The following is a 17029-nucleotide window of genomic DNA, read 5'->3' as shown; positions in this document are numbered from 1 at the left end:
ATTTCATTCTTGAATTCTCAATAATATCGGCGCCTTATGAAAGGCGCCGATCTGCTGTTGCTTACAATTTTATGAGTAATAATCGTGCTGGATTACCGAGTTGCTTTGCTCATCTGCGTTAGACGGAGATTTTCGTTTGCCCGGGAACCACCAGTTCCCTTTGCCGAGCAGCTTCATTGCGGCGGGTACTAGCAGCAAGCGAATAATCGTAGCATCCAGGACAATCGCAACTGCCATTCCGAACCCGAGCATTTGAATCGGCAGTACGCCCGAAAGTGCAAAGCCGCTAAATACGGCAAACATAAGAACCGCTGCGACGGATATCATTGGGCCCGTTTTCTCAATACCCACCGTGATGCTTTGCATTGTATCTCTGCTTTTGGCGTATTCCTCCTTCATTCGGCTCACGAGAAATACCTCGTAATCGGTACTTAAGCCGAACAGCAGCGCTAGAAGCAGAATTGGAACAAAATGAATGATGTAGCCGTTTGACTCCACATTGAAAACTTCGCTTCCGTAACCATTAGCAAACACTAAGACAAGAACGCCATAAGTAGCAGATACAGAGAACAAATTAAATAGAATTGCCTTCAACGGGAGCAGTATGCTTCGGAAGGTGGCCACTAATATAATGAAAATGAGTATAAGCATAATCGCAAGAACAGGCAGAAGACTATCCGTTACCGCCTTGGCGGTCTCCATACCGGCCATCGTTTCGCCGCCGATATGGAAGCTTGTTCCTTCCGGTAGCGGGAAGGAAGGAAGAACGATGTCGCGAAGCCGCTCGACGATTTCCCGGCTCGTGTCGCTGGAGCCATAATCCAAGAGCTTAAGCTCGAATGCGGCCGTGTGTCCATCCTTGCTGATATAACGAGCAGCCATAGTACGAATATCAACCGGAAGAGCAGAGGAGTCGCTCATTAGCAGCTTCGATGCATTAGCTGGCGCCATGCCGGAAAATAGGGCGGCGGGTGACGATACGCTCTCAACGTGGTCTTCATGCGATAAACCGGCGTGCAGAGCAGCAATTGCAGCGAATGCTTCTGGCGAGCGCAAGTCGCTGTTGTCATTGCGAAGCACGATGCTGACAGGGCTGGTTGCGCCTTTGCCGAACGAATCCTCGAGAAGTTGGAATCCTTGTCGGACGTCAGTGTGAGCTGGGAGAACGCGGAAATCAGGTGCATAAAGTTTCATATTGAAAGCCGGTAAAGCCAGTGACGCCAGCACACCCAGAGTAATGACGATAATCAGGGCTGGTTTGCGCATAATAGCACTTGTCCAGCTTCTCCACTTATTGCCGGCAGTAATATTCGTCGATTTCTGTTCACGCTGCTTGCGGCTATTAATGCGCTGGCCCCACAAACTAAGCACCGCAGGTAGCAAGCTCATGCTTGCCAATCCGGCTACGAATACAACTGTGATACCGCCAAAAGCGATAGAGCGCACTGCGGTAAGCGGGACTATTAGCAGGGCTGCCAATGAAACGATAACGGTGACGGCTGAATATACCACTGTATGACCGGCAGTCTCCATTGTCCGACTGAGCGCATCGAGTATATCGCCCCTTGTGGCCATTTCCAGCTTGAACCGGCTTACCATGAATAACGTATAGTCAATGCCAACTCCGAGACCCAGCATCATTGCGGCATTAGTTACAAATACGGACAGTTGGACTCCGGCCGATGCAGTCCAGTAAATGATCCCCATCGCGACCAGCAGGGAAGCGATCGTGACAATAAGCGATGTGGCAGTAGCCGCTGCGGATCGATACACGAATAGCAAAATTACTATAATAAGCGGTAGAACGATAGCTTCGGCACGCGCCAAACCTTTCTGGCTCTGGGCGGACGTCTCACCCTGAAAGGCTGGCATCCCAAGCATATAGGCTTCTACTCCTAAAGATTCGGCCTGCTCAGCAAGCCGGTTCTGATATGCCGGCATCCGGTTAATCAAATAATCAGTCTCAATATTCATGTCGATGAAAGCGATACTCGTATTCGGGTCGCTGCCGACCAATCCGGCATGCAGTGCGGGAGATGTGTCCAGCAGGCTAAAGACGCTCTTCACGCCGTCTTCTGTTTTGAGCCGATCTACGAGCTGCGAGAGCTTGTCATTGTAGAGCTTAGATCCGGCTGCATGATTGGGGTCCCGTAAGATTAGCGTTAGGGAGCTGTCTGATCTGCCCTCAAATTCGGAAGCCAGAAGCTGGCTGGCATTCTGCGATTGTGAATCGGGCACTTCCCAGCCGCCTCCGCTGAGAACGCTTGGTAACTTTCCGAAGTTAGAGCCGCCCGCAATGACGAGAATGAGCCACATGATTACGATAGCCCACCTTGCTTTGTATAAGGCTTGGCTCCACTTCCACCATTTGCTGCGCATTGCATCACCTTACCTTCCATATATAGCGGTATACAACTATATTATTTGCATTGACGCGTTGAATCGCTGATCAGGAGCGGTCCCCATAGACGATCTGTCCGCCGAAATCTCCGGAAATGAACAGCATCACGACTCCTGCCACGGAGAGAAGAATGAATAAAGCGGCGGACCATCGCGAAGGCCGTTTGCGTAAAGCGAACTTCAAAGCCAGCAATACGAGAAATAAAGCGAAGGTGATCATCGACAATGTCTGATGCGTATTGATCAAATCTCGTTCTGCTCCGAATTTGTATATCGCATAATCGACACTGCGCATGCCGGTAATCATGGCTACAAGCATGGTTGCCAGGCCGCCAATGAGCAGCAAGTCAGTCATTCTGGAATAAAGAGCAGGCTTGCGCAACGAAATCCACAGCGTGATAGAGCCAAGGATTAGCATGGCAATAGGAAAATGAATGATAATAGGATGCAGTGAATCAGGCATTAATGAAACGCCTCCCTAGTTAATTTGTCCCTGGTACGGGAGAGTATGAATGGAGATGAGAAGCGTGAAAACGAGCAAGCGCTTCTTCCCAGTTCGGCACTTTGTCATTCTCGAAGGAAACGTTGCGGACGGCATGCATCGTACCGCGTACATTCCCAAACAGATGGCGGTGATGGTTGCTTTGGCGAAATTGAATCATGTCGGTTTTCGACTTCCACACCTGCAACAGCCAATAGCTATTCTGTTGATTGACGTACCTTATGTGATAAAGTCCTTTAGCTTTCAGAAAGCGGGTCATAAAAAACAGGAGGCGCCAAATGACTCGCTGGATGAAAGTCAGCTTACTAGTCTGAATTCTCGTAACAACAACATGCATGGTATAGGCCCTCCCGGGAAATATGAGTAGCTGGGTTGACTTCCCCTGTACGTGTGTAGGTTAATCCCCTTCAAGGCGGTGAATGGACCTGTAGCATATCGAACACCTTCACGATATGTCCATTCGGATAATGGGTACAGGGGAGTGAAGAATACTCATTCTTTATCGCATACCTCCTCGCTAATATAGGACTATTTGTTCGATATTGTATAATTTGTTCGACTAAATTATAATGTGAGCATGAAATCTACACAACAACCAAACGAATTCGAATTGTTCATTTACTTACAGGTAGTGGCAAATTGTTCGAGAATGGAGGTAGCAGGCAGGCAATGAAGGAAGACCGGAGAATATCGCGTACGAAACGAATGCTACATGAGGCGTTGTTAGGCTTAATATTAGAGAAAGGCTTCGAATCGGTAACCGTACAGGATATTATCGACAGGGCCAACATAGGCAGGTCTACGTTCTATGCCCATTTTTATGACAAGCACGCGCTGTTGCAGTATGGGTTTTCCTATCTGCAGGAGCATTTGTCCGAGCAGCAGCAACCATATCTGCGAAGATCGCAGCATCCCAATGAGAAACCTCGGTTTTCATTCAGCCTGCCGATGTTTCAGCATGCGCACGAGCATCATAAACTGTATCAGGCTTTAGTCGGCAAACAAAGCGGCGTGGTGGTCCAATTGCAGATGAAGGAGTTGTTCGCCTCACTGGTTCGTGCGGAAATGCTAACGTTTTGTCAGCAGGACATAAGCTCTCCGTTCCCAATGGAGGTTGTCGAGCAATTTGTCGTTCACTCCTTTACAGGATTGCTTACTTGGTGGCTTGATCAATCGATGCCGTATTCGGCGGAAGAGATGGATCACATGTTTCAGGCGGTGACGTTGCCTGGCATGATGGCCGTATTATACGATTGCACGGACAATGCATCGACGTCCTAACGAATCAGTCGAGCGATTCTTTAACAAACAATCTTGGACAATTCGTATAGAAATGAACTGTACGCTCCAACAACATATATACAATGAAAGTCGCTTAAACAGCGGCTTTTTCGTATAGAAGTTCTTGTCGTGAGCTCACGATAAGAACTACAGCCCCATGATCCTCAGAAATGCACGTTTAATTAAACTAACGGGCAGATAGCATAATCACTTCACGAATACCTTAGGTGTGACGAATTTTTATGAAGTACGTAAAAAAGTACGTTTTGCGCAATAACTGAAAACATATAAAACTTGGAGATCAAAAACATGACCAAATATTTATTAATAGTTTGTCTCCTCAGCTTATTAATTGGATGTAATAACACAAAAGAAAATCAATCGGTCGTAAACGTAACAAACAATAAGATGATATTAGAGCAGTATTTTTATTCAAGTAATGAAGAAGATTTAAGAGAGCTTTCTGAGAGATTAAAGAAAGACGGATATGGAATAAATGATTTCAAGTCATATGAATTACGTGGCGAAACAGAATGGTATTTCTATTCAAGTAAAGAAGTAACTGAAGACGAAATTAACCAAGAAGATATCAAGAGCGAGAATTATGCTAAAGAATATAATGTGGGCTATGATGGTCACGGCTTTCCACTGGAATAAATTCAGATCAGAGTAAGTATTTCAAGAAGTTAGTTACTGGGTATAACATCATATTTACGCATCGGGCATTCAAACCGGAAAGAGCGATTACCCTTGCGGAAATGGCAGTGATTCTAACAAGGCGCTTAAATATAAACACTGTCAAACTCGCGAATCTACACACTCATAGGGGGCCGGCTGTATGTTTTTTAATTTATGTCGGGTGGACAATAACATCGTAACATTTAAAGCCGCATAAATTGCGGATTTTTTGTTTTATGTTATCAAGTTCTTGTCAAAATGAAATGATAAGAATTTGATAACATTTCCGACAAAGATCCTCATTTGGCCATTTCAAGCCGGAAATTAATAATGTGTATCCGTTCGAACAGGCCATCGAAGAAGTAAAAAATAAAAGGAAATGTCCCGTCGGAACATTTCCTTTTTTACTATCCGAATATCTTTTCCAAAGCTTCTCTCTAAACGTGAACAGCATAGCAACAAGTGGTGTTCATTTCATCAATTAAAAAGAAGACCTGATGCACGAAGACGTTCTCCTATAGCAAGTACTTGCTCTGTATTATCAACCTGAAATCCCAGGTGATTTAGAACACCATTTTTCTCGAATGGACGACGATCGAAGCCGACATTTATTCACCAGCTCCAACGAACTGTTCGATTCGAGCCTTAATGGAGTCTCTGACCGTACGGAATTGTTCCATGATTTCTTCTTCCGTTCCGGTCGCTTTGGCTGGATCATCAAAGCCCCAGTGCCACTTGATCACATTGGGGTTCATAATGACAGGGCAATGTTCATCAGCATGTCCGCAAAGTGTAATGACATAAGTAGCACGGTTTAAAATTTCGGGATCAATAACATCAGATCTATTACTGCTAATATCTACACCGGCTTCTTTCATCACTTGAACGGCTCTAGGATTCAAACCGTGTGCCTCAAGACCAGCGCTTTTCACTTCGAATTTATCTCCGCCAATTGCGTTCAAAAAACCATCAGCGATTTGGCTGCGGCAGGAATTCCCTGTACATAAAAAATAAATAAGTGGCTTATTAGACATTTTGAAAACCCCTTTATTATGTTATTTTGATTATCATTAACCTACAACTTTAAGCCATAGATAGAGCCCGGATAGTGTAATAAACAGGACTGGTACCGTTAGGATAATGCCCGTTTTAAAGTACGCTCCCCAGGAAATCTTAACTCCCTTACTAGACAACACGTGCAGCCATAGCAAAGTAGCGAGTGAACCAATCGGGGTTATTTTCGGACCTAAATCAGATCCAATCACATTCGCATACACAAAAGCTTCATGTAACACTCCCGTAGAATTCGTATTATGAATAGCAAGCGCATTAATCATGACTGTCGGCATGTTATTCATAATCGAAGAGAGGATCGCAGCTATAAATCCAGATCCAACAGTCGCTACAAATAACCCTTGTTCCCCGACCCATTTAAATACATCGCCTAATTCATTAGTCAGTCCAACATTTCGAAGTCCATATACAACGACATACATGCCAATGGAAAATGTGACAACTGCCCATGGCGCACCTTTTACGAGCTTCCAGGTATGAATCACGCGGCTTTGACGGGCAAGAAGCAAGAAGACGATGGCCGCTACACCAGCGATTATAGATACTGGTACTTCAATAAACTCACTTGTTAAGTAAGCGACGAGAAGAACAGCGAGAATAATCCACGAAATCTTAAATAGGCGCATGTCCTTAATCGCATCGACCGGTTTCTTTAATTGTACCAGGTCGTATTGCTTAGGAATGCTTCTTCGGTAGAAGAGGAATAGCACAAGTAAGCTTGCCACAATAGAGAAGAGAGTAGGTACAATCATGCGACTGGCATACTCCGCGAAACCTACTCCGAAAAAGTCAGATGACACGATATTTACCAGGTTACTGACGACTAGCGGAAGGGAGGCGGTATCGGAAATAAATCCACTTGCCATTATAAACGGGAGAATCATACGTTCGTCAAATTTCAATGCCCGGACCATGGCGAGAACGATAGGCGTTAAAATAAGCGCTGCACCATCATTAGCAAAGAATGCAGCCACTGCCGCACCCAATAGAATGACGTACACAAACATCAGATGACCATTTCCTTTGGCAGCTCTAGCCATGTGAAGCGCTGCCCATTCAAAGAAACCAATTTCATCAAGAATAAGTGAAATCAGAATAACTGCAACGAACGCAAGAGTAGCGTTCCAAACCATTTGAGTTACGTCCAGGACATCATGAAAATCTACGACACCCAAGAGGAGTGCGAATACTGCACCGCCACATGCGGACCAACCGATATTAAGGCCCTTTGGCTGCCATATGACGAACACTAACGTAACTAAAAAAATAATTGATGCAATTGCCAGCATAATGCCTCCTGGTTTAAGTACAGCCTTTTACTGTATTGATTTTCTCTTGCATAGAAGGAAGTTGATCGATAAGCTGCTTCAAATAAAGTTTGTCATCTAAATTCAACGAATAGTAGATCCATTGACTTCGGCGCTCCTCGTTAATTAGCCCGCCTATTCTAAGTTTTTTCAAATGTTGGCTAATATTAGGTTGAGTTGTTTCTAGAATCTCCACGATATCACAGACACACATCTCCCGGTGCCGTAGTAGCACCATAATTGTCAATCTGGTTTTATCAGAGAGAAGCTTAAGGGTATCGGACATTTCCTCAATCGGATACAAATTCTTGACCCCCTTTCAGTAACTAGCTTGCTGATTACAGGATTATTATATACGCGGACGATTATATAAGTAAACAATTATATTAGAGAATACTTATTTAATATTGGATTAACAAACCTTAACGTACAGATAACAGTGCATCTATAATAAAAAAGCTTCTGCATGGAGCAGAAGCTTCTCATTTCTTTAACATCCTTTATCCGTTTCACATGAAGTAGACGTTTTTTTAGTACTGCAGCAGCCACTGCTAATGGTTGATACAGCGATTGGTCGAATTGTCATCCTCTTCGGAGTGGATGTGCAACAACTTTTGCGCGGCAATCCTATCACTTGAATTTCGAAAATAGAGTTAATTCACTATGAACTAAACGGTGGCTTGGATTAAGGTTTCCTCTTGCAGTTTTTCCAAAAACGCCAAGTAATGCGTTGCCAAGTACTATAATTTTCACTTCAAATTGCTCCACATTTGATTTCAGGTCAGTAACTACAAAAGATGAAGATTTGGGCGGAACAGTAAAATGTCTTGAGCTAATCAATTTTTTGTTACCATTTAATTTGAATACTAAGACTTTTACTTTAGTACTTTTATTACTGCTGTTGTTCAACACTTTTGTAAAGACTGTTGTTGAACGATTGAGTGCTTGATTCTCAAGCGGGCCAGTTGAATATACTTTAATAAACGTCATTTATACCACTCCTTCAATTTTTGTAAATACAATACAATAAATGCAGGAGAATTTGACTTTGATTGGACAACGTATTTTGCTTTACTTTTTAAAATTTTCTAGAGTGAGAGAGATAGAATAGAGGAAGGTAGCACTTGAGTTGGCGGTGGGCTAGGTCAACATTTAACATACCTTATAATAAATGCGACATAAACCAATCGCGTAAACGAGAGCGGTAATATCCATAGATTAAGCAGCTGTCGCAGTTCTTCTGTGCCAGCTGCTTTTTAATTGTCAATACTTTGCCCCCTTTCGAATAGGAATAAACATGTACCTATTGTGAGGGGTGAGCGCATGTATTCAGCTGAAATCAGCCGTTCGAATCCGTCGTGTATTTTGTTTATTATCGACCAATCCGGATCGATGTCTGATCCGTTCGGGGCAAGCACTAAGTCCGAGAGTGTTTCGGACGCCATCAACCGGTTATTGCAAAATCTCGTTATCAAGTGCGCGAAGTCGGAAGGGATACGTGATTACTATCATGTTGGCGTAATTGGCTATGGCGCAGGTGTCGGTCCGGCGTTCGGAGGTGATTTAGCGGGGAAAGAAGTGGTCCCGATTAGTGAAATTGCCGATAACCCGTCAAGGCTGGATAAACGGTTGAAAAAAGTGCCGGATGGGGCAGGCGGGCTGGTTGATCAACTCGTCAAGTTTCCGGTCTGGTTTGAGCCCGTAGCTAACGGAGGCACGCCGATGTGCAAAGCGATGAGAACGGCTCATACCGTTTTGACTCATTGGATCAGTGAGTACACGCATTGTTTTCCGCCGGTTGTCATTCATATCACGGACGGGGAATCGACTGACGGCGATCCGACACTTGAAATGGAACAGCTAAGAGCGCTATCGACGGATGACGGAAATGTACTGCTATTCAACCTGCACATTTCCGATAGCCCGAGCGCGATGGAGCTCCGATTTCCGGAAACTACGGATGCACTGCCCGACGCGTATTCCAGGGTGCTTTACGAAGGCTCAAGTCCGCTGACGCCTTTTATGATCCGAGTCGCCAATCAGGAATACGACTTGAATTTATCTGATGGAGCGAGAGGCTTCGTGCTCAATGCGGATTTAACTCTCGTCATCCAGGCGCTTGATATCGGAACGCGTCCGGCCAATCTGCGATAGGGGCTTCCGTTATGCGAATCGAAAGCGAATGTTTTTTATTGCCGAAGGCAGGAAATCGCAGCGATGAATACGAGGATGCCTCCCATAGCAGCACACATGTTCACAAGGAGACGACAATTTGTAGATTCGCCATAGCCGATGGGGCTAGTGAGTCCTCATATGCTGAACTGTGGGCGAATTTGCTCGCAAGCGGTTATTGCTTTGGCAGATTCCGCGGTATGCAGATCCATAGATCGGTCTCCCCATTATCGAAAGCCTGGCAGAAAAAAACTAACGGCAAAAGTCTCCCCTGGTATGCACAAGAGAAGCTAAGCAACGGGGCGTTTTCCACATTAGCGGGGATCACGTTCCGATTTGCGATGGATGCCGAGTCCGCCGCATTTGACGCGATCGCGGTCGGCGACAGCTGTATTTTTCATGTTCGAGGGGATACGATGATTGCCTCTTTTCCTTTAAGTACAGCTGATGATTTTCAACGTCGACCGGTTCTCATCTCGAGTAACGCGGCCAATAACGTCCAGCTTAAAGCGTTTGTTCACAAATGGAGCGGTAAAGCCGAAGCGGGAGACGTGTTCTGGTTGATGACCGATGCTCTAGCCTGTTGGCTGTTGACTCGTTACAAGGAAGATCGAAGCGTGATAAGGCTAATACATAAGCTAGCCGGCGAGCGTGACTTTAACCATCTCGTGCATGAAGAAAGACGGCGGCCTCACCGTGAAGGCTATTTCTATTTAAGGAATGATGACGTTACGTTCATTCGTCTAAAACTGGTTAAAGGGAAGTGAGGCGATGTTCTGGCCCACTCCGCAGGATTATAGGGAAGCAATCCAAAATCCGCGTATCTGCTTCAAGGACCCCGAGCTGCAGGCCGGCCACCCTGAATTGGATAAGCTCGGCCTGCCCCGCCCGATATCGGGAAGCTTCGCCAGCGTATATAAACTGAAGTGTGGTGAGCAAGAGTGGGCGGTCAGGTGCTTCACTAACAATGTAAAGGATCAGAAGATCCGTTACGATGCCATCAGCTTGCATCTTCGCTTCAATCCTCTTCCTTATCTCGTTCCATTCGAATATCTTTCCGAAGGCATCAACATTAACGGTCAGTGGTTTCCGATCGTGAAAATGCATTGGGTGGAAGGAGAGCCGCTGCTCGATTACATGGGGCGGAATTTGCATCGTGCCGACCTGCTGCAAGAACTCTCCGATAAATGGATAATAATGACCCGCGAGCTGTGCTCGGCCAATATTGGGCATGGCGACATGCAGCATGGAAATATATTGATCAAAAAGAATGAAATCATTCTGATCGACTACGATGGGATGTATGTACCCGCTTTAAACGGAATGACAAGCAACGAGCTCGGTCATCGGAACTATCAACACCCAGGAAGGAATGAAGGTCATTTCGGTCCCTATATCGATCACTTTTCGGCATGGGTAATTTGGATATCGATCGCAGCTCTTTGTGCCGATCCTTCATTATGGCATTCTCTTGAAGCGGGAGAGCCGGAGGAGAGCCTTCTTTTTCGACGGAATGACTTTGTTAGTCCAGATGCATCACGGGCGTTCGAATTGCTGGCACTTGTTGAAGAAAAAGCGGTACGAAAGTCAGCAAACTCCCTTCGCGCATTCGCGACATTGGAAGTGCCGGAGGTGCCTCGACTCCCCGATCCCGATTCGGAGGGGAAGGCTGGGCAGCCTTCAAATCTCCATATCTCGGCCTTCTCTAATAATACGGCATTTAGAACTTCACTAACCGTCTTGTATGATCGGCTCTTAAAACGGAAGCCGCGGAAGGCTTCCGCCATTTCGCCGCCTGAAACTTCGTATTCTGGTGGTGCGTCGTGGATCTTGGACCATATTACGTTGGAAGCGCCGCCGCACAAGAAGCGATCAACGTATTTGCTCTTACAGGAAAGCTTCGTTTCCTATCTGATTTTACTCACAGCAGTGTCAGCCGCGGCTACTTTGTACAGCAGTGCCCCGGTCGCAGCGCTACTCTTCTGTTCGATTATAGGTTTTGGAACGGAGATGGCCTATTTAAGCTGGCGTTATCGGAAGGTTCGCGCCGTCCAGGAAAAGAGAGCCACGTGCGAAAACATAAAGAGGCTGGAGCTTGCCCTATCTGAATTGAGAAGCGAACTGAACGAATTGAACGATATCAAGCAAAATATTATTCAAATTGAAGAGGAATTGATACACGATTGCGTACTAAGGCTCGAGGAAGCGGCTTATCGGGAAAGGCATGCAACGGAAGCGGTGGAGAAGGAGCTTCATATTCATTTAAGCGGGTTAGTTGGCGAAAGACGGACCATTGACCAAGAGGAAAAAACGGAGCTGTCCAGTAAACTGGCCTCGTTCCAAAAAACATGGCTGGAAGAGCAAATTATCAAACATAAGATTAGCCAGGATAAAATTCCGGATATCGACGATGAGATGAAACGCCGTTTAAGAACGAACGGCATTCGTACGCCAGCCGATTTTATGGACATTACGATCAATCAGTCCTATGGACGCAAACAAATCGATAGGGCATATTTGATTTTAAAAAACGGAGGTTCGGTTCATGTAGACATGAGCCGATCTCAAGCGAAGGCGCTGGTCGACTGGAAAAGAAAAATCGAACGCAGGTATCGAAATCAAATTCCTGCAGTCCTTCCTCGCAGGGAAATCTCCGCCATAGCGTTAAAGTATAAGGATCGGAAGTCAAAATTAACCGATGCGGAACATACGTATAAAACCGCAGCGCAGGAAAGGTTAAATGTGATCAAGCAGGCCCACCATCCTGAGCTGGATTCCTTAACGAAGGAAGTGGAGGCTGCCAGAATCAGACTTGAGATCGAGCTTCATCACATTGATATGCAGATCGATGAACGAAGTAAACGCCATTCAGACAAACTGGAGGAGTATCGCGATCTAAACAAACGAATGGCATCGTACATGGATGTTCATTTTGTAAGGTACATAAAGCAAGTATTCCTGTTTCGAGGGTAGACTGCCATCAGCCTGAGATAGTATCCCCTTCCGGTAGCCGGGAGGGGATTTTTAGGCCGCCCAAATAAACGACGAATCAGATAAGCAAACGAAAGAGGTTGGTCAAGAACTTCTATACAGCTCCGTGTTCCCGGAAATGTACGCTTTATTAAACTAACCGGCAGGATTGTTGAAATCCATTCTTTCATGTATATTAAAAAAGGGAATATTTGGTTTGTTTTTAATACGATAAGGGGGACGTACTTAGGCGGCAGCTGTACCATTTTTCATTAAGTCATAATCGGTTCTTTCTATAATATACTGAATTGGGTGATAAAAATGGGTCAAAATGGTAATGTTAGAATTCTTGCTCCTATGAGTGAAAAAGATATCGAATGGCAGAAAGAACAGTGGTTAAGTGAGTGGGGCGGCGAAACCATGATAACCAAAGGTAAGAAGCATCATATTCAGGATTTGGATGCATTCATCGCCTGGGTCGATGATCTACGAGTCGGAGCAGCTACTTACCGTTTAGGTATAAATGATTGCGAGTTAATGAGTATTAATACAACTGTACAAGGCATAGGGATCGGGAGTAATTTGATTTCTACAGTGGAACAGAAGGTAAAGCAATCGGGAAGAAATCGCATTTGGCTTATAACATCAAATGATAATTTGGATGCGTTAAGATTTTATCAACGACGTGGGTATCGAATAACAGCCATAAATCAAAACGCAATTGACGAGGCTAGGAAGCTGAAGCCAACAATCCCCAAAGTGGGTTATTACGATATACCCATTCATGACGAAATTGAACTCGAAAAAATACTATGATTATTAAACGAACGGGACACGATAGTTTAGAATAACAGAATGGCAGCCGATCAGAGGATCAGCTGCCATTTTTAATGGAGTACAGGGCACTTTAGTGGAATGAACTGGATAAAAAAGGTGATTTGAAATTGTTCTTATTGATGAGAATGTCCGTCATTTATTGATGTTATACCGGAAATTGAATGAACATGAACTGGGTTTCCATTGAAAGAAGTTATATATAGTTTGTGTGAGTGCTGAGTATCATCATCTCCAGAATCCATTACAAACCAGTTATAAGAATTTTCATTTTGGGCTCCCTTCATTAAAAGTAATAATGTACAGGGTTAGTGTATGGAGAATGAAGATATGGGAAGCGGCTTAAGCCCATTCAGTTAAATGTTCTGCATGTGTCGTTGGATGGGTAGGCGTCGGATCGAATGGAGGACTAGATTTGATTCCGTACAACGAGGTGACGATTTGTCCGGTCGCACATCCATCTTACTTATTTAACGGGAGAAAGGAGAGCGATACATTTAATCGAGTGGCATTTAAACTTATTTAGGTGCACGAGACGAACGGATGATTGTGAAACAGTCCATGTCGGACGTCAAGAACATATATACAACGGAAGTCGCATAAACTGCGGCTTTTTTTGTATAGAAGTTCTTGCGTGAGCTCAAGACAAGATCTTCTATACAAAGCCGTATTAGGACAAGAACTTCTATACAGCCCCGTGATACCCGAAAATTCAAGATTTATTAAGCTATCGGGCAGGATAATTCAATCACTTCACGAATACTTCAGGTACTGAGAATTTGTGAAGTTCACGAATAAGATGTTATCTGAAACTTACGCAAGTGCTGTTATATAAACAAGAGCCATTCAATTACTTTGGCACTGGAGATGATTGTGTTGCAAGATATCAGAATAACTAGAAATGGAGAATTGAACTCATTAGAATTGAATGAGCTTTTTAGAACAAATAATTGGCAAGTCGAACCCCATGAACGATTGGACAATTCAATTCGTAGTACATGGGGATGGATAACAGCAAGAAGATATGACGATAACCAATTAATTGGATTTGTTCAAGTAATTTCGGATGGAATAAGACATGCATATATATTAAAGATGATCGTTCACCCCAATTATCGAAGACATGGAATTGGATCAAAAATAATGACTGAACTTATGGAATTATTAAAAGAGAATGAATTAGTTCCAACGCTAGTAGCAACGCCTGGTAATGATAATTACTATAAGAAATTTGGATTTGAAGCAGAGAGCAATGGGTTCAAAGCCATGTGTATCAGATAGGAATAATGAATAAAGATGAATGTAGTTTAATCGGAGAAGGCGCAACCATCAGATAACATCATGTTCACGCATCGGGCCCTTAGGCCCTCGATCCGATCTTCATTAAGCTCCCTCGAAATGATTCAGTTTCCTCACTCAGACTCATGAATTCGCAGGATTTCATCCTCTAGTTAAATTGAAGAAATGGATGGTGGAGGAGACTGTGGTTACGGGATAGAGAACTGGGCATGCGGAAATAAAGGGTGAATAGTAATCACCCATATTGTTCCATAATGCGCACGTCTCCACTTCGCCTTAGTGATTCTCGCTCCCATGTCTCAACGGGTCATAGCCCTTTCATTCCTTCGTCACATCTTAACTAAGGGGTGGAGGTCGGTCTTTCTAACGGAACGATAAAGAAAATGACGTAAACGTGGCCGGCCCCGTTTGCTGAGCACCATCTTTCCTCGGCATTTCCCTAAACAAGCTTCAGCTAGATTTAACCCGGCATGACGAAGCAAAGCATTTCCGTGTGTATATCCGCTTAGATCACCAGCCTCACCGAGTACACCAGCTAGATTCGTTACATTGACGCCTCGTATTTCAAGGAGCTTCTGTGCATAAGGAATACGCTCAAGAATGAGTTGGAGCTCGTGTTTAATTTGTTCAAGCTGGCGCTGGGCCATGTCAATTTCTTCTAGCAATTGCCCAAGAGCAATGACAAGAGCATCTTTATGGTCACTTTTAGACGGAGTATTATCCCGGTTTTCCTTGTTCTTTTTGACGAGATGAGGGTTAACCAGAACAGGATCGATACCTTGATCGAGGAGCCAACCTGCTAGGCTGAACTAGTAGTGACCAGAGGGTTCCATGCCAACTATGATGCTGCTAAGTTTGTAGGATTTGAGTAGATCTTGGATCCAGCGTTCGAACAGATCGAACCCTTCACGATGGTTACCGAACTCGAGTGGAGTTCCCAGAGCAATCCCGCGAAAACTGACAGCGCGGGCTACATGGGCTTCTTGGGCGATATCTACGCCGATGACTAAATGATAAACGGTAATGTTTTCAATGAGTTGATTTTGCTTGTCTTGTGCTTTAAACTTCATGATAGAGCGACCTTCTGATGTGGATTTTAAGGGCTTTGACCCGTTGCGTAATCCCATCGTACAGAGGCGCTCGTTTTTGTTCAAACTCCAAGTTATTCGTTTTACAGGAATTCTAACGGGAAACGATATTTGAATGTACACCGCGGCAGCTGGCCATGTGATCCTAGGATGAAGTTGAATGACACAAATCCAACAAACAAGGAGCAAGATCGCCGTGGGTCTTGCTCCTTGTTTCTACATGGGAAAGAAAAAAGAATCATTGGCTGCGACGAATATCCAGGGTGGTGGGATACTCATAAGAAAAAACTTAGTATTTCAAGCGAGGTAAAACAACTCATAAATAGTTCCAATATGTGGTACAATAATTTACTATTTCTCATTTTAAAAATTTATTTCAATTTTAAAAGGAATAAGAATTTACATCTAAACCAACACGACAGCAGCCGGAGCTTTACGTACGGCTGCTTTTTGTTGTATGAAAGGTCAGGATAGTTTAATCATTTTCGCGATTAACTACTTATTGGGCTCAAACAGAGTAAACAATACATTTTTATTGTGAAACGATAAATATAGTGATAAGATCAAAAATGAGGTGAAATAGATGAAAAAAGAGACGCTCTTTTTAAAAGTTGTTCTGGTTGTTATGGCAATTCCTGCATTAGTGATGTGTTTTTATGGACTCCCAGCGATGGCGCATAGTATGATGCCGGATTTCCCGGATATTAAAGTTTATCTTTCCGCTTTGGCTGCGTATGTGGCGTCTATTGCGTATTTATTTACGCTACTTCAGGCATTTAAGCTACTTAGGTACATCGATACAAATACCGCTTTTTCGCAAACCTCTGTTTTAGCGCTTAAGAAAATAAAGCGAGCGGCGGTTGTCGTATCACTCATGTTTGCATGTAACCTCCCGCTTTTCTACTTTGTAGCTGACGGCGCAGATGCACCAGGCGTAATGGTCATCGGGCTAATTATAACCTGTGCGCCAGTCGTAATCGCAGTATTTGCCGCAGTTCTTGAGAAACTGCTCAAAAACGCGATCGAGCTCAAAGAAGAACAGGAGTTGACCGTATGATAGTGGTTAACATTGACGTCATGCTTGCAAAGCGGAAAATGAGCGTTACTCAGCTATCGGAGAAAGTCGGCATTACAATGGCGAACCTGTCGATACTTAAAAACGGTAAAGCGAAAGCCATTCGAATCTCAACACTCGAAGCGATCTGCAAAGCACTCGATTGCCAGCCTGGAGATATTCTCGAGTATCGTCAGGATTGAATAAAATACAAAAACCGCCGAACGTCGCAGATGTAAGTAATGATGAAGAGTTCGAAAGCTATATTAATCCTAACGACTACAGCTCTAGCTATAATCATCGTTTTTATGACTGTGAATCTCTTTGGTAGAGGTAAGGCTATTTAGAAGTTTCTTAAGTGAAGAAGAGC

Annotated in this window: 16 protein-coding genes and 2 pseudogenes; 10 read left to right on the top strand and 8 right to left on the bottom strand. The window is 44.2% G+C overall.

Going from position 1 to position 17029, the window contains the following annotated elements:
* Window positions 1–69: 69 nt before the first annotated feature.
* Window positions 70–2379 (bottom strand): MMPL family transporter, encoded by a 2310-nt coding sequence (locus GOM71_RS20815; RefSeq protein WP_156284570.1) that lies wholly within the window; start codon window positions 2377–2379, stop codon window positions 70–72.
* 70 nt (window positions 2380–2449) lie between these two features.
* The gene (locus tag GOM71_RS20810; RefSeq protein WP_156284567.1) at window positions 2450–2863 is read right to left on the bottom strand and encodes a DUF2231 domain-containing protein; all 414 of its coding nucleotides are present in this window, start codon (window positions 2861–2863) and stop codon (window positions 2450–2452) included.
* Window positions 2864–2912: 49 nt separating this feature from the next.
* On the opposite strand from GOM71_RS20810, the gene GOM71_RS20805 reads away from it, so the two are divergent.
* The 3 genes from GOM71_RS20805 to GOM71_RS20795 all read left to right on the top strand — a co-directional run bounded on the left by GOM71_RS20805 (window position 2913) and on the right by GOM71_RS20795 (window position 4840).
* Window positions 2913–3269 carry a hypothetical protein gene (locus GOM71_RS20805; RefSeq protein ID WP_156284565.1) on the top strand — a complete coding sequence of 119 codons (357 nt, stop codon included), beginning with the start codon at window positions 2913–2915 and terminating at the stop codon, window positions 3267–3269.
* 302 nt (window positions 3270–3571) lie between these two features.
* Window positions 3572–4183 (top strand): TetR/AcrR family transcriptional regulator, encoded by a 612-nt coding sequence (locus GOM71_RS20800; protein ID WP_156284563.1) that lies wholly within the window; start codon window positions 3572–3574, stop codon window positions 4181–4183.
* A 309-nt stretch (window positions 4184–4492) separates the two neighbouring features.
* Complete coding sequence (locus tag GOM71_RS20795) at window positions 4493–4840, top strand: ribonuclease E inhibitor RraB (protein ID WP_156284561.1); 348 nt, start codon at window positions 4493–4495, stop codon at window positions 4838–4840.
* 467 nt (window positions 4841–5307) lie between these two features.
* Here the strand turns inward: GOM71_RS20795 and GOM71_RS25205 are convergent.
* The 5 genes and pseudogenes from GOM71_RS25205 to GOM71_RS20775 form a co-directional block, all read right to left on the bottom strand.
* Window positions 5308–5452, bottom strand: a pseudogene (locus tag GOM71_RS25205) (ArsI/CadI family heavy metal resistance metalloenzyme); the annotation flags it as partial.
* Between the two features lie 17 nt (window positions 5453–5469).
* A complete protein-coding gene (arsC, locus tag GOM71_RS20790) occupies window positions 5470–5895 on the bottom strand; it encodes an arsenate reductase (thioredoxin) (protein ID WP_156284559.1) in 426 nt (141 codons plus the stop codon).
* A gap of 36 nt (window positions 5896–5931) precedes the next feature.
* The gene (locus GOM71_RS20785) at window positions 5932–7224 is read right to left on the bottom strand and encodes an arsenic transporter (RefSeq protein ID WP_156284557.1); all 1293 of its coding nucleotides are present in this window, start codon (window positions 7222–7224) and stop codon (window positions 5932–5934) included.
* 13 nt (window positions 7225–7237) lie between these two features.
* On the bottom strand, window positions 7238–7546 hold the full coding sequence (locus tag GOM71_RS20780) for an ArsR/SmtB family transcription factor (RefSeq protein WP_156284555.1): 309 nt from the start codon (window positions 7544–7546) through the stop codon (window positions 7238–7240).
* A gap of 326 nt (window positions 7547–7872) precedes the next feature.
* Complete coding sequence (locus GOM71_RS20775) at window positions 7873–8232, bottom strand: hypothetical protein (protein ID WP_156284553.1); 360 nt, start codon at window positions 8230–8232, stop codon at window positions 7873–7875.
* Window positions 8233–8565: 333 nt separating this feature from the next.
* Between GOM71_RS20775 and GOM71_RS20770 the strand changes: the two genes are divergently transcribed.
* The 5 genes from GOM71_RS20770 (at window position 8566) to GOM71_RS20750 (ending at window position 14499) form a co-directional block, all read left to right on the top strand.
* Window positions 8566–9396 (top strand): vWA domain-containing protein, encoded by an 831-nt coding sequence (locus GOM71_RS20770; protein WP_156284551.1) that lies wholly within the window; start codon window positions 8566–8568, stop codon window positions 9394–9396.
* A gap of 11 nt (window positions 9397–9407) precedes the next feature.
* The gene (locus tag GOM71_RS20765) at window positions 9408–10181 is read left to right on the top strand and encodes a hypothetical protein (RefSeq protein ID WP_156284549.1); all 774 of its coding nucleotides are present in this window, start codon (window positions 9408–9410) and stop codon (window positions 10179–10181) included.
* A gap of 4 nt (window positions 10182–10185) precedes the next feature.
* Window positions 10186–12387, top strand: coding sequence for a protein kinase family protein (locus GOM71_RS20760; protein ID WP_156284547.1), 2202 nt, complete (start codon window positions 10186–10188; stop codon window positions 12385–12387).
* A gap of 318 nt (window positions 12388–12705) precedes the next feature.
* Window positions 12706–13200 (top strand): GNAT family N-acetyltransferase, encoded by a 495-nt coding sequence (locus GOM71_RS20755; protein WP_156284545.1) that lies wholly within the window; start codon window positions 12706–12708, stop codon window positions 13198–13200.
* An 873-nt stretch (window positions 13201–14073) separates the two neighbouring features.
* A complete protein-coding gene (locus GOM71_RS20750) occupies window positions 14074–14499 on the top strand; it encodes a GNAT family N-acetyltransferase (protein WP_216651792.1) in 426 nt (141 codons plus the stop codon).
* Between the two features lie 392 nt (window positions 14500–14891).
* On the opposite strand, the pseudogene GOM71_RS20745 reads toward GOM71_RS20750, so the two are convergent.
* A pseudogene (locus GOM71_RS20745) lies at window positions 14892–15587 on the bottom strand (IS110 family transposase); the annotation flags it as partial.
* A 601-nt stretch (window positions 15588–16188) separates the two neighbouring features.
* Between GOM71_RS20745 and GOM71_RS20740 the strand changes: the two are divergent.
* Window positions 16189–16662: a DUF2975 domain-containing protein gene (locus tag GOM71_RS20740; RefSeq protein WP_156284543.1), complete on the top strand. Its 474-nt coding sequence runs from the start codon at window positions 16189–16191 to the stop codon at window positions 16660–16662.
* Window positions 16659–16862: a helix-turn-helix domain-containing protein gene (locus GOM71_RS20735; protein WP_156284541.1), complete on the top strand. Its 204-nt coding sequence runs from the start codon at window positions 16659–16661 to the stop codon at window positions 16860–16862. The genes GOM71_RS20740 and GOM71_RS20735 overlap by 4 nt, the downstream gene beginning before the upstream one ends.
* Window positions 16863–17029: the final 167 nt, after the last annotated feature.

This window comes from Paenibacillus sp. NEAU-GSW1, from assembly GCF_009737085.1.
Lineage (GTDB): Bacteria > Bacillota > Bacilli > Paenibacillales > Paenibacillaceae > Pristimantibacillus.
This window is presented reverse-complemented; position numbering and strand designations above follow the sequence as displayed.